At 71.0% G+C, this 25779-nt stretch carries 22 protein-coding genes; 8 read left to right on the forward strand and 14 right to left on the reverse strand.

Features of this window, described 5'->3' with window-relative positions:
- Positions 1-24: 24 nt before the first annotated feature.
- From IM697_RS16960 to IM697_RS16980, 5 genes are all read right to left on the reverse strand, one after another.
- Positions 25-1392, reverse strand: a complete 1368-nt coding sequence (locus tag IM697_RS16960; RefSeq protein ID WP_194048525.1) for a PASTA domain-containing protein — start codon at positions 1390-1392, stop codon at positions 25-27.
- A gap of 67 nt (positions 1393-1459) precedes the next feature.
- A complete protein-coding gene (locus IM697_RS16965) occupies positions 1460-2410 on the reverse strand; it encodes a cytochrome c oxidase assembly protein (RefSeq protein WP_194049742.1) in 951 nt (316 codons plus the stop codon).
- A gap of 101 nt (positions 2411-2511) precedes the next feature.
- Positions 2512-3537 carry a 6-phosphofructokinase gene (locus IM697_RS16970; RefSeq protein WP_194048526.1) on the reverse strand — a complete coding sequence of 342 codons (1026 nt, stop codon included), beginning with the start codon at positions 3535-3537 and terminating at the stop codon, positions 2512-2514.
- A 191-nt stretch (positions 3538-3728) separates the two neighbouring features.
- Positions 3729-4457, reverse strand: a complete 729-nt coding sequence (locus IM697_RS16975; RefSeq protein WP_194048527.1) for a type 1 glutamine amidotransferase — start codon at positions 4455-4457, stop codon at positions 3729-3731.
- Positions 4458-4480: 23 nt separating this feature from the next.
- Positions 4481-5719, reverse strand: a complete 1239-nt coding sequence (locus IM697_RS16980) for a MurT ligase domain-containing protein (RefSeq protein WP_194048528.1) — start codon at positions 5717-5719, stop codon at positions 4481-4483.
- A 112-nt stretch (positions 5720-5831) separates the two neighbouring features.
- Between IM697_RS16980 and def the strand changes: the two genes are divergently transcribed.
- Positions 5832-6371 (forward strand): peptide deformylase, encoded by a 540-nt coding sequence (def, locus tag IM697_RS16985; protein WP_194048529.1) that lies wholly within the window; start codon positions 5832-5834, stop codon positions 6369-6371.
- A 24-nt stretch (positions 6372-6395) separates the two neighbouring features.
- Here def and IM697_RS16990 read toward each other — a convergent pair whose 3' ends face one another.
- Positions 6396-7040, reverse strand: a complete 645-nt coding sequence (locus tag IM697_RS16990) for a TetR/AcrR family transcriptional regulator (protein WP_194048530.1) — start codon at positions 7038-7040, stop codon at positions 6396-6398.
- 184 nt (positions 7041-7224) lie between these two features.
- On the opposite strand from IM697_RS16990, the gene IM697_RS16995 reads away from it, so the two are divergent.
- Positions 7225-8451, forward strand: coding sequence for an acyl-CoA dehydrogenase family protein (locus tag IM697_RS16995; RefSeq protein ID WP_194048531.1), 1227 nt, complete (start codon positions 7225-7227; stop codon positions 8449-8451).
- Between the two features lie 74 nt (positions 8452-8525).
- Here IM697_RS16995 and IM697_RS17000 read toward each other — a convergent pair whose 3' ends face one another.
- The 5 genes from IM697_RS17000 to IM697_RS17020 all read right to left on the reverse strand — a co-directional run bounded on the left by IM697_RS17000 (position 8526) and on the right by IM697_RS17020 (position 13293).
- Positions 8526-8762, reverse strand: a complete 237-nt coding sequence (locus tag IM697_RS17000; RefSeq protein WP_194048532.1) for a DUF6213 family protein — start codon at positions 8760-8762, stop codon at positions 8526-8528.
- 25 nt (positions 8763-8787) lie between these two features.
- Positions 8788-10182 carry an NADP-dependent succinic semialdehyde dehydrogenase gene (locus tag IM697_RS17005; protein WP_194048533.1) on the reverse strand — a complete coding sequence of 465 codons (1395 nt, stop codon included), beginning with the start codon at positions 10180-10182 and terminating at the stop codon, positions 8788-8790.
- Between the two features lie 76 nt (positions 10183-10258).
- Positions 10259-10732, reverse strand: a complete 474-nt coding sequence (locus tag IM697_RS17010; protein ID WP_194048534.1) for an NUDIX hydrolase — start codon at positions 10730-10732, stop codon at positions 10259-10261.
- Positions 10729-12267: an ATP-dependent DNA ligase gene (locus IM697_RS17015; protein WP_194048535.1), complete on the reverse strand. Its 1539-nt coding sequence runs from the start codon at positions 12265-12267 to the stop codon at positions 10729-10731. The genes IM697_RS17010 and IM697_RS17015 overlap by 4 nt, the downstream gene beginning before the upstream one ends.
- Positions 12268-12369: 102 nt before the next feature.
- Positions 12370-13293 carry an NAD(P)/FAD-dependent oxidoreductase gene (locus IM697_RS17020; RefSeq protein ID WP_194048536.1) on the reverse strand — a complete coding sequence of 308 codons (924 nt, stop codon included), beginning with the start codon at positions 13291-13293 and terminating at the stop codon, positions 12370-12372.
- 78 nt (positions 13294-13371) lie between these two features.
- Between IM697_RS17020 and IM697_RS17025 the strand changes: the two genes are divergently transcribed.
- From IM697_RS17025 to IM697_RS17050, 6 genes are all read left to right on the forward strand, one after another.
- The gene (locus IM697_RS17025) at positions 13372-13950 is read left to right on the forward strand and encodes a helix-turn-helix domain-containing protein (protein ID WP_194048537.1); all 579 of its coding nucleotides are present in this window, start codon (positions 13372-13374) and stop codon (positions 13948-13950) included.
- 89 nt (positions 13951-14039) lie between these two features.
- A complete protein-coding gene (locus tag IM697_RS17030) occupies positions 14040-15017 on the forward strand; it encodes an NADPH:quinone oxidoreductase family protein (RefSeq protein WP_194048538.1) in 978 nt (325 codons plus the stop codon).
- Positions 15014-16195, forward strand: coding sequence for an acyl-CoA dehydrogenase family protein (locus IM697_RS17035; protein ID WP_194048539.1), 1182 nt, complete (start codon positions 15014-15016; stop codon positions 16193-16195). The genes IM697_RS17030 and IM697_RS17035 overlap by 4 nt, the downstream gene beginning before the upstream one ends.
- The gene (locus tag IM697_RS17040; RefSeq protein ID WP_194048540.1) at positions 16192-17277 is read left to right on the forward strand and encodes an acyl-CoA dehydrogenase family protein; all 1086 of its coding nucleotides are present in this window, start codon (positions 16192-16194) and stop codon (positions 17275-17277) included. Before IM697_RS17035 ends, IM697_RS17040 begins: the two co-directional genes overlap by 4 nt.
- Positions 17278-17463: 186 nt before the next feature.
- A complete protein-coding gene (locus IM697_RS17045) occupies positions 17464-18327 on the forward strand; it encodes a phosphatidylinositol-specific phospholipase C/glycerophosphodiester phosphodiesterase family protein (RefSeq protein WP_194048541.1) in 864 nt (287 codons plus the stop codon).
- Between the two features lie 148 nt (positions 18328-18475).
- Positions 18476-18670, forward strand: a complete 195-nt coding sequence (locus IM697_RS17050) for a hypothetical protein (RefSeq protein ID WP_107912016.1) — start codon at positions 18476-18478, stop codon at positions 18668-18670.
- A 15-nt stretch (positions 18671-18685) separates the two neighbouring features.
- On the opposite strand, the gene IM697_RS17055 is transcribed toward IM697_RS17050, so the two are convergent.
- The 3 genes from IM697_RS17055 to IM697_RS17065 form a co-directional block, all read right to left on the reverse strand.
- On the reverse strand, positions 18686-19963 hold the full coding sequence (locus tag IM697_RS17055; protein WP_194048542.1) for a phosphodiester glycosidase family protein: 1278 nt from the start codon (positions 19961-19963) through the stop codon (positions 18686-18688).
- A gap of 76 nt (positions 19964-20039) precedes the next feature.
- A complete protein-coding gene (locus IM697_RS17060; protein WP_194048543.1) occupies positions 20040-20399 on the reverse strand; it encodes a DUF779 domain-containing protein in 360 nt (119 codons plus the stop codon).
- A gap of 304 nt (positions 20400-20703) precedes the next feature.
- Complete coding sequence (locus IM697_RS17065; RefSeq protein WP_194048544.1) at positions 20704-25677, reverse strand: family 43 glycosylhydrolase; 4974 nt, start codon at positions 25675-25677, stop codon at positions 20704-20706.
- Positions 25678-25779 lie beyond the last annotated feature (102 nt).

A 25779-nucleotide genomic window follows, 5' to 3' on the forward strand; every position in this document is an offset into this window, starting at 1 on the left:
GCGGGTGCGCTGCGCGCGGGGTCGCTAGGCGGTCGTGCTCGCGCCGGGCCCGGCGGTGGAGGGAGCGCCGGTCGCCGGTTCGGTGGTGGCGGGCCCACTGGTCGCGGGCGGCGGCGCGCTGCTGGTGACCGGGGTGCTGGTCGGGGGCGCGCTCGTGGTCCTCGGGGGCGAGCCGGTCGGGGGTGGCGGTGGGTCGGAGGTGGGCGGCGCGGACGACGCTCCCGTGGACGCAGGCCTGCTCGTGGGGCCGGACGGCTCGGAGCCGGCGGACTCGGAGCTTCCTGGAGACGAGGGCGGCGCAGTCGACGCGGGCGGCGATGACGGCGTGGCGGTGGACGACGTCGTCGGCTTTGCCGACTCGGCCGGCTTCGACGGCGTCGAGTCCGACGGATCCCGCGTCGGCCGGGGCGTGCCCGAGCCCGGGGGAGTGGTCGCCGTCCCGCCGGAGCCGTCGCCGGCCACGCTCAACGTCACGTACTCCCCGAACCGCAGCTCGGTCCCGGCCCGCGGATCGGACGCCGTCACCCGCGCGTCGTCCGGCGGCAGCCCTCCGCCCTCGGCGGCGACCGCCAGCCCCTGGCCGGCCAGCCGCCGGCTCGCCTGCCCGAACGTCGCCCCGGCGAGGTCGGGCACCGCACGCCGCTCGCGCGTGTCGAACGAGGTGTCGTCGCCGCCGGTCGTCCCGACGGGACGGTCGATGCCCCGGTCCGGTTCGTGGACGTCGACGAGAGCGAGCCGCTCCACTTTCCGCGGCGCGGGTCGCACGGCCACCACGGACGACTTCTGGTATCCCTTCCATTCCGCATTACGGTCGTCGAACTCGACCTTTATCCCGGTCGTGTCCCCTTCGAAGGGCCGCAGCGGATTTCCGCACGAACACTTCACAGCCGGAAGGCCCTGCTCATCGACGAGAATCGCGATTCCCGACTGAAGCAACGCGTTGAAGGGGACGGCCTTCCCCTTCTTGTAGTCGTGATTCTTCACGAGAGTGTCGTGACGCAGGAGAACAGGTGTGAGGCGGTCCAGATATCCGGGAATCCCGTCCGTGGCCAGGGAGAGCGCGGCTGCCCACGCCTGCGCCTTGCGCTCATGGGCGGGATCGGTGAGGAACTCCTTCAGCCGTACGACATCGCAGGTCGCCGGCTGCTTCGACCCCCCGTACAGCCCCGGCGTGTCCCCCTGCTGAAGACCACCGTGCGCGGCCTGGGCCGTGGTGAGCCGCGCATCGTCCCGCCCGAGCCCCTGGTTCTCGTCGAAGAAGGGCGCCAGCGAAGGAACTCCCGCGGCGACCGCCTTCACCACGACCAAAGACGTGTCCCGGTCGCACCCGCTCAGCGCGAGTACGAAGACCAACAGAACAGCGAACCTGCGTACGAAAACACGAAGCGCCATTACCGCTCCCCCCGGCGGTTCCCCCGACGCGCTTCATGCTACTGAAAGGCGAAGCCTTTCGGTTTCCTCAGTTTCCGCGTGCGTTCAATGAGGCCAAATAGGCGTTGTACGCCTCGAGTTCCTTGTCGCCGTCGCGGTCGGCGGCCCGGTCCGTGCGCCGCGCCTGCCGCTGCTCCGAGCGATACCACTGGAACAGCAGCGCGATCAGCACCAGAACGGACGGAACCTCACTGAACGCCCAGGCGATACCGCCGGCCGCGTTCTGGTCGGAGAGCGCGTCGATGCCGAGCGAGGCGGGCGGGTTCTCGAACGTCTCGACCATCGGCGACGACGCCATCATCAACGCGATACCGAAGAACGCGTGGAACGGCATACCGGCGAACAGCTCCAGCATCCGCATCAGATACCCCGGCCGCTGCGGTCCCGGATCGACACCGATGATCGGCCAGAAGAACACCACGCCCACGGCGAGGAAGTGCACCATCATCGCGATGTGCCCCGTCTTGGACCCCATCAGGAAGTCGAAGAGCGAAGTGAAGTACAGCGCGTAGAGGCTCGCGATGAACATCGGAATGGTGAACGCCGGATGCGTGATGATCCGCATGTAGCGGCTGTGCAGCAGGGCCAGCAGCAGTTCCCGCGGCCCCTTGCGCCCCCGCCCGGCGGGCGGCAGCGCGCGCAGCGCCAATGTGATGGGCGCCCCCAGCAGGATCAGAATGGGCGACAGCATGCTGATGACCATGTGCTGCACCATGTGCACGCTGAACATGACCATTCCGTAGTCGTTCAGCCCGGTACACATGACGAGCAGCACGGTCAGCACACCGATGACATAGGAGACCGTCCGCCCCACGGGCCACTTGTCCCCGCGCCGACGCAGCCGTACGACTCCCCACGCGTACAGCGCGAGCCCCGCGACACAGGCCACCAGAAAGAACGGGTCCGCGGACCACGCAAGCCCCCGCCCCAGCGTGAACGGCGGCAGATCCATCATCATGCCGTGCCCGCTGTGATCCATCCGGCGGCTCCTGATTCGTGGGGGTTGTGCGCTGTCTGTCCCCCACAGACTAGAACCGCCCCCGGCGACAGCAGTCACCGGGGGCGATTACAGTGCGCTCCTCAGAGCACGCACTCAGCCTCTTCGTACCGGTCCTGAGGAACGGTCTTCAGCGTCTGAACGGCCTCGGCCAACGACACCATCTCGATGTCGGTCCCCCGCAGCGCCGTCATCTTCCCGAACTCACCCCGGTGCACGGCCTCCACCGCGTGCCACCCGAACCGGGTCGCGAGCACCCGGTCGTACGCGGTGGGCGTGCCGCCTCGCTGGACATGCCCCAGAATCACCGGCCGCGCCTCCTTGCCGAGGCGCTCCTCCAGCTCGATCGAAAGCTGGCGGGCGATCCCGGCGAACCGCTCGTGCCCGTAGATGTCCTTGCCGCCCTCGTCGAACTCCATGGTCCCGGCCCTGGGCTTGGCCCCCTCGGCCGCGACGACGATCGCGAAGCGCTTGCCGGCCTGGAACCGGTTCCCGACGACCCGGGTCAACTCGTCGATGTCGAAGGGCCGTTCCGGTACGACGACGGCGTGCGCACCGGCCGCCATGCCGGAGTGCAGGGCGATCCAGCCGGTGTGCCGGCCCATGACCTCGACGACCAGTACCCGCTGGTGGGACTCGGCGGTGGTCTTGAGCCGGTCCAGCGCCTCGGTCGCCACGGTGACCGCGGTGTCGAAGCCGAAGGTGACGTCCGTGACGGCGATGTCGTTGTCGATGGTCTTCGGCACCCCCACCACGGGCAGGCCGCTGTCCGACATCAGCCGGGCGGCCTTGAGCGTGCCCTCGCCGCCGATCGGGATGATCGCGTCGAGGCCGAGCTCGGCGACATGGCCCTTGGCCCGCTCCACGCCGTCCCGCAGATGGGAGGGCTGGACCCGGGAGGAGCCGAGGATGGTGCCGCCGCGGGCGAGGATGCCGCCCACCGCGTCGAGGTCGAGCTTGAGGTAGTCGCACTCCAGGAGGCCCTTCCAGCCGTCCCGGAAGCCGATGACCTCGTCGCCGTGGTCGACGACGGCGCGGTGCACGACGGACCGGATGACGGCGTTCAGGCCGGGGCAGTCGCCGCCGGACGTGAGGACACCAATGCGCATAGCCCGAAAAACCTTCTTCACGTGGGCCGGGACCGGACCACGCTGTCCGGCTCGAATCCCCGCCACCCTAGCGGCATCGGGGGGCGGGGCCGAACCGTGCGTCCGCCTGCTGGACGACCCCGCTCACCTGTGCGGACGCCCCGACAGACGGGCTGGTGACGACAGGCTGGAGCCGGGGTGTGCGAGCGCCGTCAGGCAGGCTGCTGGGCGGCTGCGATGCGCTCGTTGCGCAGCGCCTCGTACCAGCGGTCGTCCGTCGGGGGCAGCGCGTTCACGTCGAGCGCCAGCTTCAGCAGCAGGTCGGCGATCAGCGGATTGCGGGCGAGCACCGGACCGTGCATGTACGTGCCGAAGACGGTGTCGTTGTACGCGCCCTCCGTGCCGTCCCCCGTGCCGTTGCCCTTGCCCAGGCGGACCTGGGCCAAGGGGCGGGCGGTCGGGCCGAGGTGGGTGACGCCCTGGTGGTTCTCGAAGCCGGTCAGCGGAGGCAGGCCCAGGCGCGGGTCGATGTCGGCGAGCACGTCACCGACGCACCGCTCGCCCTCGCCGCGCACGGACACCACGTCGATCAGCCCGAGGCCGGGCTCGCGCTGCCCGAGGTCGTTGATGAACTCGTGCCCGAGGATCTGGTAGCCGGCGCACACCGAGAACACGATGGCGCCGTTCTCGACGGCGCGGCTCAGACCGCCGTCGCGCCGCAGCCGCTCGGCCGCGAGCCGCTGCGGGCGGTCCTCGCCGCCGCCGATGAGGTAGATGTCGCCGGAGGTCGGGATCGGCTGGTCGCTGCGCACGTCGAGCCGGGCCACGTCGAGGCCGCGCTGGCGGGCGCGGCGCTCCACGACGAGGACGTTGCCCTGGTCGCCGTAGGTGCTGAGCAGGTCGGGGTAGACCCAGACGACCCGCAGTTGGTTGTCGCTCACTTAAGTCCCCTGAAGTCCGGTGGTCAGTTGCCGACGCGGCGGCGCAGGTCCTGGAACGCGGTGTAGTTGGCGATGACCTCGATCCGGCCCGGCGGGCACTTCTGCACGGCCTGGTCGAGGTTCTCGCAGACCTGGAACTGCTGGTCCGCGACCTCCAGGCGCACCGCGAGGTCGAGCCTGCGGTCGCCGATGACACAGATCGGGTGCCCGCTGAGCCGGGTGTAGTCGACGTCCCACAGCCAGGAGGTGTCGGTGCCGTCCGCGCCGCGCGCGTTCACGGAGAGGATCACCGGGGTCGGCGGCGGGTCGATCAGGGAGAACGTCTCCAGCCAGCCGGCCGGGTTCTTGGCGAGCAGCAGCCGCAGATCGCGTCCCTGGAACTGCACGACGTCGTAGCGCCCGGCGACGGCCTGCACCTGGTACATGCGCTCCAGGGCGACCTGCGGCGGCACCCCGAAGACGGCGGCCACCGCGGCCGAGGAGGCGGCGTTGGCCTTGTTGGCCCGGCCGGGCAGCTGAAGGTGGATGGGCCACGCGGAACCGTGCGGGTCCAGGACGTGGTCCCCGGACAGCGCCCAGCTCGGCGTGGGGCGGCGGAAGCCGCACTCACCGCAGAACCAGTCGTCCCCCGGCCGCTGCATCACACCGCCGCAGGACGGGCAGGACCAGGCGTCGTCCTTCCACATCTGCCCGGCGGCGACCCAGATCACGTTGGGCGAGGAGGAAGCGGCCCACACCACCAGCGGGTCGTCGCAGTTGGCGACGACCACGGCCTTCGAACCGGCGAGCCCCTCACGCCAGTTCTCGGCGAGCATCCGGGTCTCGGCGGCCCGGTCCAGCTGGTCGCGGGAGAGGTTGAGCAGGGCGATGCACTTCGGGTCGGTGTCCCGGGCGACTCCGGCGAGGTACTTCTCGTCGACCTCGATGACGCCGTAGCGCGCCTCCGAGCTGCCCGCGAGCGCCGAGGTGATGCCGGCGGGCATGTTGGCGCCGAGCGCGTTGGAGACGACCGGCCCCGCGGCCCGCAGCGCCTCCGCGATGAGCCGCGTCGTCGTGGTCTTGCCGTTGGTCGCCGACACCAGGATCACGTCCAGGTTCTGGGCGAGCCTGGCGAGGAGGTCGGGGTCGAGTTTGAGTGCCACCCGGCCACCGATCACCGAACCGCTGCCGCGCCCCGCGGCGCGCGATGCCGCCGCGACCGCCTTGCCCGCGGTCACGGCGATCTTGGCCCGCGGCGTGAGCGGGTCCGAGTTGCCTGCCATCAGTTCTCGATCCTCCTTGCGTACCAGCCGCGCCTGAAGCCCTACGGCAACGTGGTGGTGGTCAGCCTATCGAGATCCATTCGCACTCCCGAATCGCCGTACCCTTGCGGCCATGCGCAATGTCTCCATTCCGGGCACACACGGGCGTGTTCGGCCCCTCACCCTGCTCGGTGGCCCCGTGCTGCACGCACCGTGCGAGGAGGTCACCGACTTCGGCCCGGAACTGGCGGCGCTGGTGGACGACTTGTTCGCGACGATGTACGCCGCGCAGGGCGTGGGACTGGCGGCGAACCAGGTGGGGGAGCCGCTGCGGGTCTTCGTGTACGACTGCCCCGACGACGAGGACGTACGGCATCTCGGCCATGTGGTGAACCCACGGCTCGTGGCGGCGGACGGCGTCGTGATCCGCGGGCCGGAGGGCTGTCTGTCCCTGCCGGGCCTTGAGGCGGGGACGGAGCGGTACGACCACGCCGTGGTCGAGGGGTTCACGGTGGCGGGGGAGCCGGTGACCGTTCACGGGACGGGGTTCTTCGCGCGGTGCCTGCAGCACGAGTGCGATCACCTGGAGGGCCGGGTGTACATCGATCACCTCACGGGGTGGCGAAAGCGACGGGTGCTGCGGCAGGCCGCGCGAGCGCCGTGGGGAAGATGACGCGATCCCGCCCCTGAGGGCGCCTCAGAAACCAGGGCCGCCCATCTTGTCCCCCGCCGCCGCCAGCCTGCCCCACAACAGGTCGGCCAGACTGCGCACCAACTCCGTGCGCGTGCACGGCCGTTCCCCCAGCCACCAGTCTCCCGCGGCATGCATCATCCCGACGATCCCGTGCCCCCACACCCGGGCCAGCTGCTGACTGCCGGGACCGAGATCCAGCCGCTCCTCGATGACGGTGGCCAGTTCCTCACCCATCCTGCGGAGCAACGGCGCCGAGTGCTTGCCGACGTCGAACCCCTGGTCCCCGGTCTGGCCCGCGTCCGCCGGATGCATCAGGAACCGGTACACCTGAGGCCGTGCCTCGATCGCCGCGAGGTAGGTGTCCAGCGTGGCCTCGACCCGCTCGCGCCGGTCCGCGGGAGCGTCCAGCGCCGCCCGCAACGAGTCCAGGAGCGCATCCGTGTGTCTTTTGGCCAACGCCGCGTAAAGTCCGCCTTTGTCGCCGAAGTGCCGATACAGAATGGGCTTTGTGATGCCCGCTTCCGCCGCGATCGCGTTCATCGAGGCTTGTGGGCCGTCGCGCAGCACCACCCGGTCGGCGGCCTCCAGCAGCTCGCGCCGACGGCGATCGGCGGACCGCTGCTGATCGGTCCGCTGCGTGGTGTCCATGAGCTCTCCCCACCCGTACTGATTCGGTGACGCCTGCGCAAACTAACACCCAACCTGCCACAACCATCGAACGGGCTGCCGATCGGGCATCGTGGGTTGACTTTACCTACTCGCCGGTAACAAACTAGGGTTACCGCAAGTAACAACATGCATGCTGCCATGCACGTACGCCGCTGGAGGGGACATGGCCGAGTTCACCATGGAGCTCAACGACGAACAGAAGGAGGTCCGGGACTGGCTGCACGGTTTCGCCGCCGATGTGATCCGCCCCGCGGCCGCCGAATGGGACGAGCGTGAGGAGACTCCCTGGCCGGTCATCCAGGAGGCCGCGAAGGTCGGCATCTACTCGCTCGACTTCTACGCCCAGCAGTACTTCGACCCGACCGGCCTCGGCATCCCCATGGCGATGGAGGAGCTGTTCTGGGGTGACGCGGGCATCGCCCTGTCGATCGTCGGCACCGGTCTCGCCGCCGTCGGCGTCCTCGCCAACGGCACCGAGGAGCAGATCGGCACCTGGGTGCCCCAGATGTACGGCGACGCCAACGATGTCAAGCTCGCCGCGTTCTGCTCGTCCGAGCCCGACGCCGGCTCCGACGTCGCCTCGATGCGCACCCGTGCCGTGTACGACGAGGCCAAGGACGAGTGGGTGATCAACGGCACGAAGACCTGGGCGACCAACGGCGGCATCGCCAACGTCCACGTGGTCGTCGCGGTCGTCGACGCGGACCTCGGCTCCAAGGGCCACGCGTCCTTCATCATCCCGCCGAACACGCCGGGCCTGTCCCAGGGCCAGAAGTTCAAGAAGCACGGCATCCGTGCCTCGCACACCGCCGAGGTCATCCTCGACAACGTGCGCGTCCCGGGCTCCTGCCTGCTGGGCGGCAAGGCGAAGCTGGACGAGCGGCTGGCGCGGGCGCGCGAGCGGGCCAAGGCGGGCGGCGAGCGCGTGAAGAACGCGGCGATGGCCACGTTCGAGGCGAGCCGCCCCGCGGTCGGAGCCATGGCGGTGGGCACGGCTCGGGCGGCGTACGAGGTCGCCCTCGACTACGCGATGACGCGTGAGCAGTTCGGGCGCCCGATCATCGACAACCAGGGCGTGGCCTTCCAGCTCGCCGAGATGCGGACGCAGATCGACGCCGCGCGGCTTCTGGTGTGGCGTGCGTCCTGGATGGCGATCAACGGGAAGCCGTTCACCGCGGCCGAGGGGTCGATGTCGAAGCTGTTCGCGAGCGAGACGGCGAAGAAGGTCACGGCTCAGGCCATACAGATCCTGGGCGGCAACGGCTACACGCGCGAGTACCCCGTGGAGCGGATGCACCGCGACAGCGCGATCTACACGATCTTCGAGGGCACGAGCGAGATCCAGCGGCTGGTGATCGCCCGTACGTTGTCGGGTATGCCGATTCGGTAAGCGCCGTGGAGGTGCTGCGCGATGCGGTCCGCGGCTTCGGCGTGGCTGGTCGCGCAGTTCCCCGCGCCTCACCCCTACGGAGCAGTCCCGCTGCTGTGCGCGATGCACGCCACGTCGATCCGGTCGGCGAGCTTCGCCAGCTCGATCGTCAGCGCGGCCACCGTGTCCTCGTCGAGCCCTTCCTCCCCGTTCTCGACAAGGTGCACCCACCGACCACCCACCGTACGCAGCAGCTTGCTCACATCGGCGGCAGCCACCTGCAAGGTCCCGCGGTCATCGACGATCAGCGGCAGAGTAACTTCGCGGTTCACACCCGGGATCGTAACCGCGCAGGGCTCACGCACCCTGCCAAACCGTAGTGATGTTGCAGAACTCGCGGATTCCGTGCCCCGACAGCTCACGCCCGAATCCGGACCGCTTCACTCCGCCGAACGGGAACGCCGGATGGGACGCGGTCATCCCGTTGACGTACACGCTTCCGGCCTCCAGATCCCGTACGAACCGGTCGACGTCGGCCTCGTCGCGGGTCCATACGTTCGAACTCAGTCCGAAGGGTGAGTCGTTGGCGATCAGCACCGCCTCGTCCAGATCGGCGGCCCGGTACAGCGTGGCGACCGGACCGAAGGCCTCCTCGCGGTGGATCCGCATCTCACGGGTGATGTCGGCGAGCACCGTGGGCGGGTAGTACCAGCCGGGCAGTTCGGGCCGGCGGATCCGGTGGCCGCCGCACAGCACGGTCGCGCCGCTGCGCTTGGCGTCGTCGACCAGCTCCTCCAGGTCGGTGCGGCCCTGCTCGCTCGACAGCGGGCCGACCTCCGTCTCCTCCCGCATCGGGTCGCCGACCACCAGCGCCTTCATGCCCTCGACGAACCGGTCGGCGAAGGCGTCGTAGACGTCCGTGTGCACGATGAACCGCTTGGCCGCGATGCAGGACTGCCCGGTGTTCTGCACCCGCGCGGTCACGGCGATCCGCGCCGCGCGATCGAGGTCGGCCGACGGCATGACGACGTAGGGATCGCTGCCGCCCAGCTCCAGCACCGTCTTCTTGACCATCTCCCCGGAGGTGGAGGCGACCGCTCGGCCCGCGGGCTCGCTGCCGGTCAGCGTCGCCGCCTTGACGCGGTCGTCGCGCAGGATGTCGTCCACCTGCCCGGCGCCGATCAGCAGGGTCTGGAAACAGCCCTCCGGATAGCCCGCGCGGTGGAACAGGTCCTCGATGTACAGGGCGGTCTGGGGGACGTTCGAGGCGTGCTTGAGCAGGCCGACGTTGCCCGCCATCAGCGCCGGGGCCGCGAAGCGGATCACCTGCCAGAGCGGGAAGTTCCACGGCATCACCGCGAGGATCGGCCCGAGCGGGCGGTAGCGCACCCGTACGCGCGAGGCGCCCGAGTCCTTCACGTCGGAGTCGGCCGGCTCCTCGTCGGCGAGCAGTTCCTCGGCGCGTTCGGCGTACCAGCGCATCGCCTTGGCGCACTTGGCGGTCTCCGCGCGGGCCTGGGTGATGGGCTTGCCCATCTCGGTGGTCATCACCCGGGCCACGTCCTCGGCATCCGCGTCCAGGTGGTTCGCGGCCTGGAGCAGGAGGCGTGAGCGGTCGACGAAGCTCGTCGTGCGGTAGGTGCGGAAGGTGGCCTCGGCGAGCTGGAGCCTGCGCTCGATCTCCTCCTCGCCCATGGCCTCGTACGTCTTGAGCGTCTCGCCGTTCGCCGGGTTCACCGTCGCGATGGGCATGACCGACCTCCTGGAAACGGACTGATGCTTCGACCTTCCCGCGCCGCGGTGGGGACCGCAACGCGTGTACGGCCGCTCAGGCCGAGTGCTCCGCCAGCCGGTCGAGAAACGCGGCCTGGGCCTTGACGACGACCTCGCGCGCCCGGTCCAGGCCGAGCCATTCGACCCGGTCCAGCTCCGGGAACCGCTGGGTCCGGCCGGAGCGGGGCGGCCACTCCATGGCGAACGTGCCGGGCACGACCGTCGCCGGGTCGAGATCGGCCTCGACCGCCCACACCGTGACGATCTTGCCGCCCGACTGCCTGACCTCGCCGAGCGGCACGACCTCCCCGTCGGGCGGCGCCAGCCCCAGCTCCTCCCGGAACTCGCGGCGGGCCGCGTCCCAGGCGGGCTCGTCGGGGTCGTACTCGCCCTTGGGGACCGTCCATGCCCCGACGTCCCGCTTGGCGAAGAACGGGCCGCCCATGTGCCCGAGCAGCACTTCCAGGCCGTCGGCGGTGCGGCGGAAGAGCAGCAGGCCCGCGCTGTGCCGCGCCCGGGACGCGGTCACGGCTTCACCTCCGGATGGGCCGCGAGCAGGGTCTCGACCGTGTCGGCCTCCTCCGGCCGCTTGTCCTCGCGATAGCGGACCACGCGGGCGAAGCGCAGGGTCACGCCGGCCGGGTAGCGGGTGGAGCGCTGCAGGCCGTCGTAGGCGATCTCGACGACCAGCTCGGGGCGTACGGTCACCACCCACCCGTCGCTGTCCACGGCGAGCTCCTGGAGCCGCTCGGTCTGCCAGGTCAGCAGCGCGTCGGTCATGCCCTTGAAGGTCTTGCCGAGCATGGCGAAACCGCCGTCCGCCGTGCGGGCGCCCAGGTGGAGGTTGGAGAGCTTGCCGGTCCTGCGGCCATGGCCCCACTCGGCGGCCAGCACCACCAGGTCGAGGGTGTGGACGGGCTTCACCTTCAGCCAGGAGGCGCCGCGCCGGCCCGCGCTGTAGGGGGCGTCGAGGGCCTTGACGACCACGCCCTCGTGGCCGCGCCCGAGCGTCTCGGCGAGGAAGTCCTCGGCCCGCGCGAGGTCGTCCGGGCCGGACACCAGCGTGCGGCGCACCCGCATCGGCTCGGGGACCAGCCGGGCCAGCTCCGCGTGCCGCTCGGTGAACGGCAGGTCGAGCAGGTCGTGGTCGTCGACGGACAGGGCGTCGAAGAACACGGGGGAGACGGGGACGTCCTCGGCCGCCGTCGCCACGTCCACGCGGGAGCCGACGCGGCCGGCGGTCTCCTGGAAGGAGCGGGGGCGGCCCGCGTCGTCGAAGGCGATCACCTCGCCGTCCAGGATGAAGCGCTCCCCTCTCAACTCCATGGCCGCCGCGGTCAGTTCGGGCAGTCGGTCGGTGATGTCGTCGAGAGTGCGGGTGTAGATCCGTACCGTGTCGCCCTCGCGGTGGAGCTGGACCCGGACGCCGTCCAGCTTCTCCTCGACCGCGCACGCGCCGAGCTTGCCGACCGCCTCGGGCACCGAGGGCGCGGTGTGGGCCAGCATCGGCAGGACCGGGCGGCCGACGGTGAGCCGGAAGCGGTCCAGGGCCTGCGGTCCGTCCGCGAGCAGCGTCCGGGCGACGTTCTGGAGGGAGCCGGCGAGCATCACCGCCCGCCGTACGTCCGCGGGCGGCGCCCCGGTCGCCACCGCCAGCCCCTCCACCGCCACCGCGTCCAGCGCGCCCTGCCGGACCTCGCCGGTGATCAGCCCGAACAGGAAGCGCTGCTCGTCCTCCGTGGCCGCGCCCATCAACTCGCCCACCAGACGTGCTCGTTCGGTCTGCGAGCCGGCCCCGGACACCTTGCCCAGCTCGGTGAGCCGGGCGTCCACCTCGCGCACGGTCAGGGCCGGCTCGGCGGCGGGCGGTACCGGGCGGCTCAGCACCTTCCAGCCGACGCCGAGCCGCCCCTGCGGCAGTCGGCCCGCGAGATACGGGATGACGATCGGCACGTCGTCCGCCTCGGCGTCCCGGAACAGCTCCGCCAGCAGAGCGATCTTCCGGGACCGCGCCGAGGTCGCGGCGACCTCTCGGGACACTTGGGCCAGCCGGGTCAGCAGCATGCAGCCCATGGTGCAACGGGCTCCGCCGGTATTCACCCGGACAAACGGGCCGTCGATCGTCTGAGGGTCCGTCGTGGCCGGTCGCGCAGTTCCCCGTGCCCCTCAGAGCGTTGCGTCAAGGTCGGCGAAGAGCAGCTCCCCGTTGATGAAGGCCCCTGCCCGGTAACCGCCGGCCGCCGCGTTCACGACCTGCTCCGAGAAGCCCATCACGTTGCCGACCGCCCAGACGCCCGGCACCGAGGTGAGCCCGGTCGGGTCGACCACCGGGTACGCGCCGAAGGGGGTCTCCTGGAACTCGGCGCCCAGCTTCTGCAGCAGCCCGTTCTGCGGCACCGCGCGGGGCGCGACGAACACCACCTCGCGCGCGTGCGCCGTGCCGTCGGCCAGGCGCACCGCGGTGAGCCGGTCGCCCTCGGTCACCAGCTCGGCCACCGGACCGGGCACCACCTTCACCCCGGCCGCCGCCAGCCTGCGCAGGTCGTCGTCCGAGAGATCCGCCTCGGCGACCTCGTGCAGGAAGAAGGTCACGTCCTTCGACCACTGCGACACCATCAGCGCCTGGTGCACGCTCATCGGGGTGGTCGCCAGCACGCCGAACGCCTGGTCACGGACCTCCCAGCCGTGGCAGTACGGGCAGTGCAGCACATCCTTGCCGAAGCGCTCGGCGACGCCGGGCACCTCCGGCAGCTCGTCCTTGAGACCGGTGGCGATGACCAGGCGCCGGGCGTGCACATGCCGGCCGCCGGCCAGCGCGACCGCGAAGTCCTCGCCGCGCTCGACGTCCACCACCCGGTCCCGGACCAGCTCGACGCCGTACCGCGCGATCTCCTCCCGCCCGACGGCCAGGAACCGCGCCGGCGGCATGCCGTCCCGGGACAGATAGCCCTGCATGTGCGCGGCGGGCGCGTTGCGCGGCTCGCCCGCGTCGACCACCAGGGTGCGGCGCCGGGCGCGGCCCAGGACGAGGGCGGCGGACAGGCCGGCCGCCCCTCCGCCGATGACGATCACTTCGTACGTTTCGGTCATGGTGACCACCTCCATGTAGACCGTCGCCCGAGCGGTGCGGCATTGACAAATGTGTTTGCCGAAACTGCAATGGCATCCATGAGTGACGACATGGACGACGTTCTGGCGGAGGTCGGCCCACGGCTGCGCCGCATCCGCAAGGAGCGGGGCGCCACGCTCGCCGGCCTCTCCGAGGCGACCGGCATCTCGGTGAGCACGCTCTCGCGGCTGGAGTCGGGGCTGCGCAGGCCCAGCCTCGAACTGCTGCTGCCGATCGCGCGGGCGCACGAGGTGGCGCTGGACGAACTGGTGGCCGCGCCCGCGGTGCGCGATCCCCGGGTGCGGTCCGAGCCGATCAGGCGGCATGGCCGCACGTACTGGCCGCTCACCCGGCAGCCCGGGGGGCTTCAGGCCTTCAAGGTGCTGGTGCCGCAGGAGACGGCCGAGCCGGAGCCGCGGACCCATGAGGGCTACGAGTGGCTGTATGTGATGTCGGGGCGGCTGCGGATGGTCCTGGGCGATCACGACATCGTGCTGGCCGCGGGGGAGGCCGCCGAGTTCGACACACGCGTGCCGCACTGGTTCGGGTCGACGGGGGAGGGGCCGGTGGAGTTCCTCAGTCTGTTCGGGCCGCAGGGGGAGCGGATGCATGTACGGGCGCGGCCGAAGCGGTCGTGACGCATCTGACTGTTCCCTGAATGGCAAGCGACCGCTTAGTATGCGAACCGACCCCGGTCAGACGAAGCAGTCCCCCGTGGAGGCACCGCATGCAGGCATGGCAAGTGCACGAGAACGGCGAGCCGAGCGAGGTGATGCGCCTCGAGGACGTCGGGACGCCCACGCCCGGTGACGGCCAGGTCCTGCTGAAGGTGCGCGCCGCGAACATCAACTTCCCGGACGCGCTGCTGTGCCGGGGCCAGTACCAGGTCCGGCCGCCGCTGCCGTTCACGCCGGGCGTGGAGATCTGCGGCGAGACCGAGGACGGGCGCCGCGTGATCGCCAACCCCGCCCTGCCGTACGGCGGCTTCGCCGAGTACGCCGTCGCGGACGCCGCCGCCGTCCTGCCCGCGCCCGAGGCGCTGGACGACGCCGAGGCCGCCGCCCTGCACATCGGCTACCAGACCGGCTGGTTCGGTCTGCACCGCCGGGCCGGCCTGGAAGCCGGCGAGACGCTGCTCGTCCACGCTGCCGCAGGAGGGGTCGGCAGCGCGGCCGTGCAGCTCGGGAAGGCCGCCGGCGCCACCGTCATCGGTGTCGTCGGCGGCACCGAGAAGGCGGCCGTCGCCCGCGAGCTGGGCTGCGACGTCGTCATCGACCGGCGCGCCGAGGACGTCATCGGTGCCGTCAAGGAAGCCACCGGCGGCCGCGGCGCCGACGTCGTCTACGACCCCGTAGGCGGCCAGGCCTACGCCCAGTCCACCAAGGTCGTCGCCTTCGAGGGGCGGATCGTGGTCGTCGGCTTCGCGAGCGGAGTGATCCCCAGCCCGGGGCTCAACCACGCCCTGGTGAAGAACTACTCGATCCTCGGCCTGCACTGGGGCCTGTACAACACCAAGAACCCGAAGCTGATCCAGCACTGCCACGAGCAGCTCACCGACCTGGCCGCCCGGGGCGCCATCAAGCCGCTGGTCAGCGAGCGCGTTCCACTGGGCGGGGCCGCGGCCGCCGTGCAGCGGGTCGCCGACGGCGTCACCACCGGGCGCGTCGCCGTGATCCCGGGACTCACCGAAGGAGGAGCGGCATGATCGACGCCGCCGAACTGCGCCGCCGTACGGCTCAGTTGCTGGCCGCCCATCCGTCGGCCACCACCGACCGCCTGGACTTCCTGCGCGCCCGCTTCGACGCCGGTCTGGCCTGGGTGCACTACCCCGAGGGCCTCGGCGGTCTCGGTGCGCCCCGCTCCCTCCAGGCCGTCGTGGACGCCGAACTGGAGGCCGCCGGCGCCCCCGACAACGAGCCGCGCCGCATCGGCATCGGCCTCGGCATGGCCGCGCCGACGATCCTCAAGTACGGCACCGAGGAGCAGAAGCGGCGCTATCTGCGCCCCCTGTGGACCGGCGAGGAGGTCTGGTGCCAGCTCTTCAGCGAGCCCGGCGCCGGATCCGACCTCGCGGCCCTCGGCACCCGGGCCGTCCGCGAGGGCGACGACTGGGTCGTCAACGGGCAGAAGGTGTGGACGTCCAGCGCCCACCTCGCCCGCTGGGCCATCCTCATCGCACGCACCGACCCGGACGTGCCCAAGCACGCGGGCATCACCTACTTCCTGTGCGACATGACCGACCCCGGTGTCGAGGTCCGGCCGCTGCGCCAGATCACCGGCGAGGCCGAGTTCAACGAGGTCTTCCTGACCGACGTGCGCATCCCGGACGCGCGGCGGCTCGGCGACATCGGCGCCGGCTGGAAGGTCGCGCAGACCACGCTGAACAACGAGCGCGTCGCCATCGGCGGCATGCGGCTGCCCCGCGAGGGCGGCATGATCGGCCCCGTCGCCAGGACCTGGCGCGAACGGCCCGAGCTGCGCACCCACGATCTGCACCAGCGGCTGCTGAAGCTGTGGGTCGACTCCGAGGTCTCCCGCCTCACCGCGGAACGGCTGCGCCAGCAGCTCGTCGCGGGCCAGCCCGGCCCCGAAGGTGCCGGCATGAAGCTCGCCTTCGCCCGCCTCAACCAGGAGATCAGCGGCCTTGAGGTGGAACTCCGCGGCGAGGAGGGCCTGTTGTACGACGACTGGACCATGCGCCGCCCCGAGCTGGTGGACTTCACCGGCCGCGACGCCGGCTACCGCTACCTGCGCTCCAAGGGCAACAGCATCGAGGGCGGGACCAGCGAGGTCCTGCTGAACATCGTCGCCGAGCGCGTCCTGGGACTGCCGTCCGAGCCGCGCACCGACAAGGACGTCGCCTGGAAGGACCTGGCCCGATGAGCACACAGCCCGACCTGCTGTACTCGGAGGAGGAAGAGGCGCTGCGGGCCGCCGTACGGGACCTGCTCACCGACCACTGCGACGCGCCCGGCGTCATCGCCCGCACCGAGTCGGACGCCCCGCACGACCTGGAGGCGTGGAAGGCGCTCGCCGACGGCATGGGCCTGGCCGGACTCCTGGTCCCGGAGGACAGGGGCGGCCAGGGCGCCACGCACCGCGAGGTCGCCGTAGTGCTGGAGGAGCTGGGGCGTGCGGTCGCCCCGGTGCCGTATCTGACGAGCGCCGTGGTCGCCACCGAGGCGCTGCTCGCCTGCGAGGCCGAAGATGGCCTGCTCGCCGAGCTGGCGTCCGGGCGGCGGATCGGCGCCCTCGCCGTCGCGCTGAACGTCGCTCCCGGCGCCGCCTACAAGGTCGTACGGCATGAGGACGGCGCCCTGAACGGGGAGCTGACCGCCATCGCGGACGCGTCCGCCGCCGATGTGCTGCTCGTGCCCGCGGACGACGGTGGGCTGTACGCGGTGGACGCCGACGCGGTGACCGTCACCCCGCAGGTGTCCCTGGACCTGACCCGGCCCGTCGCGACGGTCAGCCTGGACGGCGCGCCCGGCCGGCTGCTCGGGGACGCCGAGCCCGCCGTACGACGCGCCCTGAGCGCCGGAGCCGGGCTGCTCGCCTCCGAGCAACTCGGGCTCGCCGAATGGACGTTGACCGAGACAGTCCGCCACCTGAAGGACCGCAAGCAGTTCAACCGCCCCGTCGGCGGCTTCCAGGCCCTCAAGCACCGGCTCGCCCAGCTGTGGCTGGAGGTCGTCAACCTGCGCGCCGCCGCCCGCAACGCCGCCGACGCGCTGGCGACCGGCGAGGACGTCGAGGTGGCGGTCGCCGTCGCCCAGGCGTATGCGGCGCCCGTCGCCGTGCACGCCGCCGAGGAGGCGCTGCAACTGCACGGCGGAATCGGGATGACGTGGGAGCACCCGGTGCATCTGTATCTGAAGCGGGCCAAGGCCGACTCGATCGCCTACGGCACCGCGGGCGCCCACCGCGAGGCACTGGCCGGATTCATCGACCTGCAGGCTCCCTGACACACACCCGGGCGAAGCCCGCGAAAAGCCCGTCCCACCTGGGGCGGGCTTTTTCGTGTGCCCTGCGCGGAGGAAGTGAACGCGGGACGGCGGTCCGGCCAACTCCCCGCTCGGGCACTGCTGTTCGGGCCCTTCGGAATCGCATACTCGCAACGGTTCCATCCGGCCCTATCAGGGAGGCAGAGCATGGCCCTCACCACCCGTCGCAGAGCCCTCACCACCCTCGGCGCCGCCCTCGCGGGCACCGTCGCCCTGCCCGCCACCGGTGCGCTGGCGAGCGAACGCAAGCACGGCCCGCGCCCGTTGTGGCGGGCGCACGCACACAACGACTACGAGCACCCGCGCCCTCTCCTCGACGCCCTCGACCATCGCTTCGGCAGCGTCGAGGCCGACATCTACCTGGTCGGCGACCAGCTCCTGATCGGCCACGACCCCGAGGACCTCGACCCCGGCCGCACCCTGGAGTCCCTCTACCTCGACCCGCTGGCCGCCCGCGTCAAGGCCAACCGCGGCTCCGTGTACCGGGGTTACCGCCGACCGGTCCAGCTGCTGATCGACATCAAGACCGAGGGCGCCTCGACGTACCTCGAACTCGACCGGCACCTGGGGCGCTACAAGCACCTGTTCACGACGTACGCCCACGGCCGGGTGTTCCCGGGCCCGGTCACCGCCGTGATCTCCGGCGACCGCGCCGCCCGTGCGCCGATGGCGGCCCAGACCGTCCGCCGCGCCTTCTACGACGGCCGTCTGTCCGACCTCGGCACCTCCGCGCCCGCCTCCTTCGTCCCGCTGATCAGCGACAACTGGACGCTCAACTTCACCTGGCGCGGCGTCGGCGCCTTCCCGGACGCCGAGCGGCAGAAGCTGCACGGCATCGTCCGGGCCGCGCACTCCCGTGGTCAGCGGGTGCGGTTCTGGGCCACCCCCGACGTGGCCGGCCCCGCGCGGGAGGCCCTGTGGAGCGAGCTGCTCGCCGCCGACGTCGACCACCTCAACACCGACGACCTGGCCGGCCTGGAGGCCTTCCTCGACGCCCACCGGACGGCCTAGGCGACTCCGGGGAGTCGCCCGGCCGCACCGCGCCGGAACACCACACGTTCGGAGTACAGGTCAGCCGCCCGGACGAACCCTCCGCTACGCCACACTTACGGCCGAACGCCGTGAACCGGGCAAGGCGGCGTGGCGGAGGAGGTAGACGATGGCCATTTCCATCTCTGTGGTGCTGCTGCTGTTCATCCTTGCGGTGATCTTCGTGCGCAACGGCGGGCTGAAGATCACCCATGCGCTGGTGTGCCTGCTGCTCGGCTTCTATCTGGCCAGCACGAGCATGGCGCCCACCATCAACAGCGGTCTGACGGCCACGGCGGACATCGTCAGCAGCCTCAGACCGTGACCGCCGGCGGGCCGGTCAGGAAGTCGAGAACACTCCGATGCCGTTGGGGACGGGGCGCTCCCTGCCCCCGGACGGGTGGTTGCGCACCGACACCGTCCCGGCTCCCGGCTCGCGGGCGACCAGTGTGGACGAGCCGCCGCCGTCCAGGCTGAAGGCGTCGTCCGATCCCAGGTCCCGCATCACGGAGGCGACCTCCGCGATCGTCAGGCCGGTGCGGTACTCGGGCGCTCCGTCCAGCGTGAGCAGCATCAGGCGCCGGCCGCCGGCCGCGATGCCGACCGCGGTGCGCACGGCGGAGGTCCGGTCGTCCAGGCCCGGCAGCGGCCGGCCGTCGTCGAGCACCGGGTAGCCGCCGAGGGCGAAGCGGTACGGGATCCGGGACGTCGAGGCCACCAGCCGGTGCCGTACCGCCACCCTCCCCCAGCCTCCGGCCGGGGGGACCCCCATCTCGCTTCGCTCGCCCGCGAACAACTTCCGCAGCCGCTGTGCGCCCTCCTCCCGGCCCACCAGGACGGTGGTGCCCGGCGCGATCGGACCGTTGCCGGGCGTGTCGGCCATGGACACGACCCGGCCGTGACGGACCGTCACCTCATGGGTGTCGGCGCTGCACGGAGCCCCCCGGTCCTCGTCCGTGCCGCATGTCGCGCGCACCCGGGACACGCTGCCCCAGTCGCTGGTGAACGCCCCGATGGAACCCACCGGCAGCGCGTACTGGTTGAGCCCGCCCAGCGGGAGCCGCCCCTCGGGTGTGCGGATCGAGCCGTCCAGGCTCAGGCCGTCGAGCCGGGCCCGGCGGTCGACGCCCACCCCGAACACGTCCTCGGTGCTGGTGCCGGGCGGCAGCGCGGGCCCGAAGCGCTGGCCGTCCGGCACCGCCGCCTTCAGCGCCCGGCCACGCGCGACGGCCGGCCCCACGCTCGCGCCGGTCACCTCGACCCCGGGGTGCTGGGTCTCGCTGATGTTGAAGAAGTCGCCGTTCACGCCCGCCACGGCACCCTGAGCGGTGGCCTGCCGAGAGATCGTGGCCCGCGCCGCCACCGCCCCCGGATGCAGCAGGTCGAGCCGTACGCGCGGATCGCGCAGGTCGACGGTGAGCACATGGGCGTGCGCCGTGCCCTTGGCCGCCGGGATGTCGAACTCGTCGTAGGCGACACCCGGCGCGATCTCGGTGCCCTGCTGCACGGCGCCGGCCGGTGCCGCCCCCACCAGGGCCGCACCGGCCAGCGCGCCGAGTGCCGTGAACAGCGTGAGTGCCGCTCTTGCCGATGCGAACCGTTTCTGACGAAGCGTCACGGCTTCCCCCTGAAGTCTCGTCAAATGTCCCAGGACTCAGGGGAAGTGCACCAGACGGCGATGACCGGCCGGGTTTCTAGGCGCCGACTACACGAGAACGGGTGAGGAAACGCACCCCCTCGGGTGCCTCCAGGGAGAACCCGCTGCCCCGGCCCTCGACCACGTCGACGATCAGCCGGGTGTGGCTCCACGCCTCGTACTGACTGCGTGACATCCAGAACGTCACCGGCTCGACCACCCCCTCCACCCGCAGCTCCGCGAGCAGCACGTCCGAGTCGCCGGTACGGAACTCGCCCTCCGGGTAGCACATCGGCGCGCTGCCGTCGCAGCAGCCGCCGGACTGGTGGAACATCAGCGGGCCGTGCGTCGCGCGCAGACGGCGCAGCAGATCGGCGGCCGCGGGGGTGAGTTCGACGCGCGGGGTCTCCTCATACATGGGAGCCAGCGCAGCACGGGCAACGTTGCGAGAGGGTTGCACCCAGGGCCAGGAGCCGGGGCGCGGCGTCCATACGTCGGCGGAGCCACAGGGCGGGGCGGTGGCTGACGTCGAAGGAGAGCAGGCGGCCTCACGACGGCCCGCACCGCCATGCGGACCCAGCTGCGCGCCGTCTTCAGCGACATCGAACGCATCCGCGCCCATTCGCCCGAACTCTCTGGGAGTAGCGCGGGCCCCCGGGCACACGGCGAGGCCCTGAGCCGGGCCGAGGTCTCGGCACCGGCTCAGGGCCCAGAGGACGCCGCTAGCGTCGGCCGACGGTGACGAAGCCCGCGGTCCGAGCGCCGGTGACGTTGTCGTACACGACATCACCGGTGGACTTCTTCCAGATCCTGATACGGAAGGTGTCCGGCGTGTCGGTGGCGGTGACCCGGAAGCCGTAGCCGCCGCTGCCGTTGACCTTGCCGGTGCCCTGGTAGACGGCCCGGGAGCCGCTCACCACGAGCCAGTCGGAGCCGGTGGAGCGGAACTTCAGGCGGGCCCGCCCGAAGTCGAAGGTGGCCTTCCCGAGGGGGGCGGCGGCTGCCTTCGGGTACGTGGCGGCGAAGGAGAAGACCGCCTTGCCCTTCAGGGTGGGCCTGTCCGGGTACGCCCCGGCCGCGGAGGTGATCAGGCCCGTGCCCAGCGCGGGACCGGCGGCGCGGTCGTAGACGATCAGCTCGGGCAGGGTGGTGCTGTCCGAGGCGTCGTCGTTGTCGGTGACGGTGACGACCGGTCGCTGGATGCCGGCCCGGGCGTAGGTGTGCTCGGCCCGGCACTCGGTGCCCTCGACCGTGCCCGTCGTCGGCTCGGTGCCGTCCTTCCAGTCGACCCGGCAGACGTGGGTGTCGCCGACGTCGGCGTCCCGGAACTCGGCCGTGACGGTGGTGCGGTGGCCGGCCGGCACGGGGGCCGTCGGGCCGGTGGCGGAGGTGATCGCCGGGGTCCGGTTGACGATCGGGTCGATGCCCGTCAGGGTCGGGACGACCTTCTTGATCAGGCCGTCGGCGTCGAACTCCAGCTTGTCGAGGGTCGTTTCGCGGTGGGTGCCGTCACCGCCGGGGATGGCGAACCGGTGATAGGCGACGTACCACTCGTCGGTCTTCGGGACGTGCACCACCGAGTGGTGGCCGGGGCCCTTGATGCCGAGGGAGAGGTCCTTCTCCAGGATCACGCCGTGCTTGGTCCACGGGCCGGTGGGGGAGGGGCCGGTGGCGTAGGCGACGCGGTAGTTCTCGTCGCGGGTGTCGTTCTCCGACCACATGAAGTAGTAGGTGCCCTTGCGCTTGATGACGAAGGTGCCCTCGTTGTAGCCGCTCGGGGTGATGTCCTTGACCTTGGAGGTGTCGATGGACGTCATGTCGTCGTTCAGCGGGGCGACGTAGGCACGGCCGTTGCCCCAGTACAGGTACGACTGGCCGTCGTCGTCGGTGAAGACGGCGGGGTCGATCATCTGGCCGCTGTAGGCGCCGCGGGCGACCAGCGGCTTGCCCAGGGGGTCCTTGAACGGGCCGGTGGGGGAGTCGGAGACCGCGACGCCGATGTTCGTGTCGGCGGAGTAGTAGAAGTAGTACTTGCCGTTCTTCTCCGTGGCCGTCGGCGCCCAGGCCCGGGCGTCGGCCCAGGAGACGTCCGGCCCCAGGTCGAGGATGACGCCGTGGTCCTTCCAGTGGACCAGGTCCTTGGAGGAATACGCCTTGAACTGCGTGCCGCTCCAGCCCTCGAAGCCGTCGGTGGTCGGGTAGAGGTAGTAGGTGTCGCCGAACCGGACGATGTTCGGGTCGGCGTTGAGACCCGGCAGAACCGGGCTCTTCATGATCAGCGCCTTGACCGTCCAGGTGCGCTTGGCGCCGTCGGAGCCCGTGACCTCGTACGTCACCGGCTCGCTGAAGTCCCGCACGCTGCCGGAGGCGGGGCTGATCGCCGCGCCGTGGGCCAGGGTGAACTCCGGGGCGAGCGCGGTGAGATCGGTGCCCTCCTTCATCGGCAGCGTGATCCGGCTGCCGGCGTTGTCGATGAGTGCGTCGACCTTCAGGTCCGGATGCGTCGCCCGCGCGATGCCCGCGGTGTTGCCGCTCAGCTCCATGACCTCGGCGGCCGTCAGGGCCCGGTCGTAGACACGGAAGTCGTCGACCTCACCGCCGAAGTACGGGTCGGCCGCGTACAGGGACCTGCCGATGTAACCGCTGTAGTCCTTGTTCGCGTCGTACAGCTCGGACGGCTTGATGGTGGTCGTCGTACGGGCCACCGCGACGCCGTCCACGTAGAGGACCATCGCGCCGGACGCGCCGTCCAGGGTGACGGTGACGTGCCGCCACTCGCCGGGCGTCAGCCGCGAGCCCGCCGTCAGCTTCGACTCCGCCGACCAACTGGCCTTCGTGATGGCCGAGTAGAGGCTGGAGCCGCCGTTGGACGGGGTCGCGAACAGGTACTTGTCACTGTCCGGCCCGAGCCCGAACAGCCACTGGAAGTTGCCGCCGCCCTTCCACTTGGCGTACGTCGAGACGGTGACGCTGTCGGCGTCCTTCAGCACGCCGTTCGGGATCTTCACATACGGCGAGGTCGAGTCGCCGGACATCCGGAACGAGCCGCCGTCGACCCCGGTGCCGAAGTCGGGCGTACGGACGTAGGTGCCGTGGTGGCCGTGCCCGCTGGAGTCACGGGCGATGCTGCCGCCCGTCTCGTCGAAGTCGTACCGCAGCAGCAGGTCGGCGGGGACGTCGGCGCCCTCCTCGGACACGGTGACCTCGGCGCGGACGGGCAGCGCGGCACCGTCGGGCAGGCCGCCGGTCACGGTGAACGTGCCGGCCTGCGCGTACTTCGACTCCGGGACGTCCTCCCAGGAGACGGCGACAGGCCGCCGCACACCGTCGGCGTACTCGGCGATCACGGTGGCCGGCAGGACCGGCGCCTGACCGATCCGCGTCTTCACGCTCACGTCCTCGACGCTCTCCACCAGCTGGTCCGGCTGGTAGGCGCGCAGCAGACGGTCGTACTCGGCCTGCGTCACCGGGAGCACCGTGCCGTGGCGGGGCTTGGCGGGCAGGTCGTAGTCGGTGGACGGGGTCCAGGTGCCGGAGGCGAGGTCGGTGGTCTCGAAGGGGATGTAGCCGCGGCCGCCGAACTCGTCGAGGAACGCGTACCACTTGTCCTCGGTGTTCGACTTGAACACCAGCGGCCCCTCGGCCGCGTTCATCGCGCCCTTGCCGATGCCCTCGGCGACCGCGGTCCAGGACAGGTCGAGGAGGGAGTCGCTCTTCTCCTCGAAGATGAACTTGCTGTTGGGCGTGGAGGAGGTGTTGTTCCGCTCGTCCTTGGACAGGCGGAAGTACGTGCCGTCGTGCTCGATCACCGTGGAGTCGATGACGGAGTAGCCGCGGTCGATCCACACCTTGGGCTCGCTGAAGGTGTGGAAGTCGCGGGTGGTCGCGTACATCATGCGGTTGTACGTGCTGCCCGAGTGCGCATCGTTGTCGTACAGCTTCGAGGCCCAGAAGACCACGTACTCGCCGCGCTGTGCGTCGTAGAACGCCTCGGGCGCCCAGGTGTTGCCCGCGCTGTCCGGGGAGACCTTCACCAGGCGCTGGTCCGTCCAGTGGACGAGGTCGGTGGACTCCCACACCATGATGGACTTGCTGCCGGTGCGCTGCGCGGCGTCCCAGTCGCCGTTTCCGTAGATCCTGAGGTCGGTGGCGATCTGGTAGAACTTGTCGCCCTCGGGGGAGCGGATGATGAACGGGTCGCGCAGGCCCTTCTCACCGAGCGTGGAGGTCAGGACCGGCTTGCCGTCGTTCAACTCCCGCCACTTCAGCGGGTCGTCGCCCTTGCTGAGCGCGGCGTACAGCTGCTCGCCGTCAGCCGTGCCCTCGCCGGTGAAGTAGCTGAACATATAGCCCTTGAGGGCCTCTTGCCTTGGTAGTTCGGGCACCTTGGCGGTGAAGGCGCGGGTCGTGCTCGCCTCCCCCTTGGTGACGGTGGCGGTGAGTTTGACGGTGGTGGCCCCGGCGCCGTGGGCGGGGCGGTGGACCAGGCCGTCGGAGGTGATGACGTCCGGCTTCGCGGAGGACCAGGTGACGTCGGTGCCGTAGGAGCCGGTCGCCGGGAGGGTGAGGTTGCCGCGTACGTCGTCGAGGTTGTGGACGGTCAGCTCCTTGGCCGCCTGCTCGGTGGCCGCCTCGTCGTCGAAGGCGGGGAGCACCGTGACCTCGAAGGTCCTGGTGTCGGTCACGGTGCCCTTCTTCAGGGTCGCCGTGAGCGTGGCGTGGCCGTCGGGTTCGCCGGCGGCGGGGCGGGTCACCTCGCCGGAGTCGGACACGACGGCGGGGTTGTCGCTGGCCCAACCGATCGTGGAGCCGCCGGCCGGACCGGTCTTCGGCAGGTCGAGGTCGGCCGTGACGGCGCTGGTGTCACCCAGGCTCAGCGCGGCCTTGTCGTCGGCGACGCCCTGCGTGGCGACGGGGAGGGCGAGTTGCTCGACCTCGGAGCCGGCGAGGGCGCGGTCGTAGACCCGGAAGTCGCGGATCCGGCCCTTGAACAGCTTGTCGCCGGAGTAGACCGACCTGCCGATGTGGTTGGCGGTGGTGGTGCCCGAGCCTATGGCGCCCGGGGTGATGCTGACGGCGGTGTTGCGGCCGACCTCGACGCCGTCCTCGTACAGGACACCGGTGCTGCCGGTCTGGGTGTAGGTGAGGTGCTTCCAGACCGAGCGGGTCAGGTTGTGGGAGTCGGCGGGCCTGGTGGTCTGCTCGGTCGACCAGTTGCCGGTCGCGATGGACGTCCGCAGGGAGTTGCCGGTCGTGAACAGATACCCGTTCCCGTTGCCGCCGCTGGAGTTGCCGAAGCCGTAGATGAAGTACGGCGTGCTCTGGGCGGAGTCGACCATCACGTCCATCGAGACGGAGATCGAGTCCATGCCCTTCATCACGTCGTCGGGCACCTTGAGGTAGGTGTCGGAGCCGTTGAAGGCGAGCCCCTGACCGGTGCCCGACCAGTCGGCGGTGCCGTTCACCGTCGCGTCCCGGCCGTGGCCCGAGGCGTCGGTGACGGTGCTGCCGGCGGCGGCGTCGAGCTTGTACCAGAGGGCGAGGCCGGCGGTGATCTCGGCCGCTTCGGCCGGGTCGGCGGCCTGTGCGGGAAGGGCGGGTGCGGCGAGTCCCAGCAACAGCGACGCGGCGGTGAGCCCGGCGAGTCGGCCCGCCAGGCGTCTCGCGCGGGCACGGACGCGTGCGATGTACGGCATGTGGTTTCCCTGCTGAGGCATGGCCGGGGCCTCGGCCATGGGCACCCTGCCGTTTCGGCTGTGTGACGTCGTGTTGCGAGAGTGTCAATCGGGGTGTGGCAC

It is taken from the genome of Streptomyces ferrugineus (genome assembly GCF_015160855.1).
GTDB lineage: Bacteria > Actinomycetota > Actinomycetes > Streptomycetales > Streptomycetaceae > Streptomyces > Streptomyces ferrugineus.

What these genes read in the sequence shown, in the direction of transcription:
- IM697_RS16965 (WP_194049742.1), bottom strand. Translation starts at nt 2,410, where the DNA reads ATGGATCACAGCGGGCACGGCATGATGATGGATCTGCCGCCGTTCACG.
- IM697_RS17035 (WP_194048539.1), top strand. Translation starts at nt 15,014, where the DNA reads ATGATCGACGCCGCCGAACTGCGCCGCCGTACGGCTCAGTTGCTGGCC.
- IM697_RS17025 (WP_194048537.1), top strand. Translation starts at nt 13,372, where the DNA reads ATGAGTGACGACATGGACGACGTTCTGGCGGAGGTCGGCCCACGGCTG.
- IM697_RS17030 (WP_194048538.1), top strand. Translation starts at nt 14,040, where the DNA reads ATGCAGGCATGGCAAGTGCACGAGAACGGCGAGCCGAGCGAGGTGATG.
- IM697_RS17020 (WP_194048536.1), bottom strand. Translation starts at nt 13,293, where the DNA reads ATGACCGAAACGTACGAAGTGATCGTCATCGGCGGAGGGGCGGCCGGC.
- IM697_RS16960 (WP_194048525.1), bottom strand. Translation starts at nt 1,392, where the DNA reads ATGGCGCTTCGTGTTTTCGTACGCAGGTTCGCTGTTCTGTTGGTCTTC.
- IM697_RS16995 (WP_194048531.1), top strand. Translation starts at nt 7,225, where the DNA reads ATGGCCGAGTTCACCATGGAGCTCAACGACGAACAGAAGGAGGTCCGG.
- IM697_RS17045 (WP_194048541.1), top strand. Translation starts at nt 17,464, where the DNA reads ATGGCCCTCACCACCCGTCGCAGAGCCCTCACCACCCTCGGCGCCGCC.
- IM697_RS17050 (WP_107912016.1), top strand. Translation starts at nt 18,476, where the DNA reads ATGGCCATTTCCATCTCTGTGGTGCTGCTGCTGTTCATCCTTGCGGTG.
- IM697_RS16970 (WP_194048526.1), bottom strand. Translation starts at nt 3,537, where the DNA reads ATGCGCATTGGTGTCCTCACGTCCGGCGGCGACTGCCCCGGCCTGAAC.
- def (WP_194048529.1), top strand. Translation starts at nt 5,832, where the DNA reads ATGCGCAATGTCTCCATTCCGGGCACACACGGGCGTGTTCGGCCCCTC.
- IM697_RS17040 (WP_194048540.1), top strand. Translation starts at nt 16,192, where the DNA reads ATGAGCACACAGCCCGACCTGCTGTACTCGGAGGAGGAAGAGGCGCTG.
- IM697_RS17060 (WP_194048543.1), bottom strand. Translation starts at nt 20,399, where the DNA reads ATGTATGAGGAGACCCCGCGCGTCGAACTCACCCCCGCGGCCGCCGAT.
- IM697_RS16980 (WP_194048528.1), bottom strand. Translation starts at nt 5,719, where the DNA reads ATGGCAGGCAACTCGGACCCGCTCACGCCGCGGGCCAAGATCGCCGTG.
- IM697_RS17065 (WP_194048544.1), bottom strand. Translation starts at nt 25,677, where the DNA reads ATGCCGTACATCGCACGCGTCCGTGCCCGCGCGAGACGCCTGGCGGGC.
- IM697_RS16990 (WP_194048530.1), bottom strand. Translation starts at nt 7,040, where the DNA reads ATGGACACCACGCAGCGGACCGATCAGCAGCGGTCCGCCGATCGCCGT.
- IM697_RS17015 (WP_194048535.1), bottom strand. Translation starts at nt 12,267, where the DNA reads ATGCTGCTGACCCGGCTGGCCCAAGTGTCCCGAGAGGTCGCCGCGACC.
- IM697_RS17005 (WP_194048533.1), bottom strand. Translation starts at nt 10,182, where the DNA reads ATGCCCATCGCGACGGTGAACCCGGCGAACGGCGAGACGCTCAAGACG.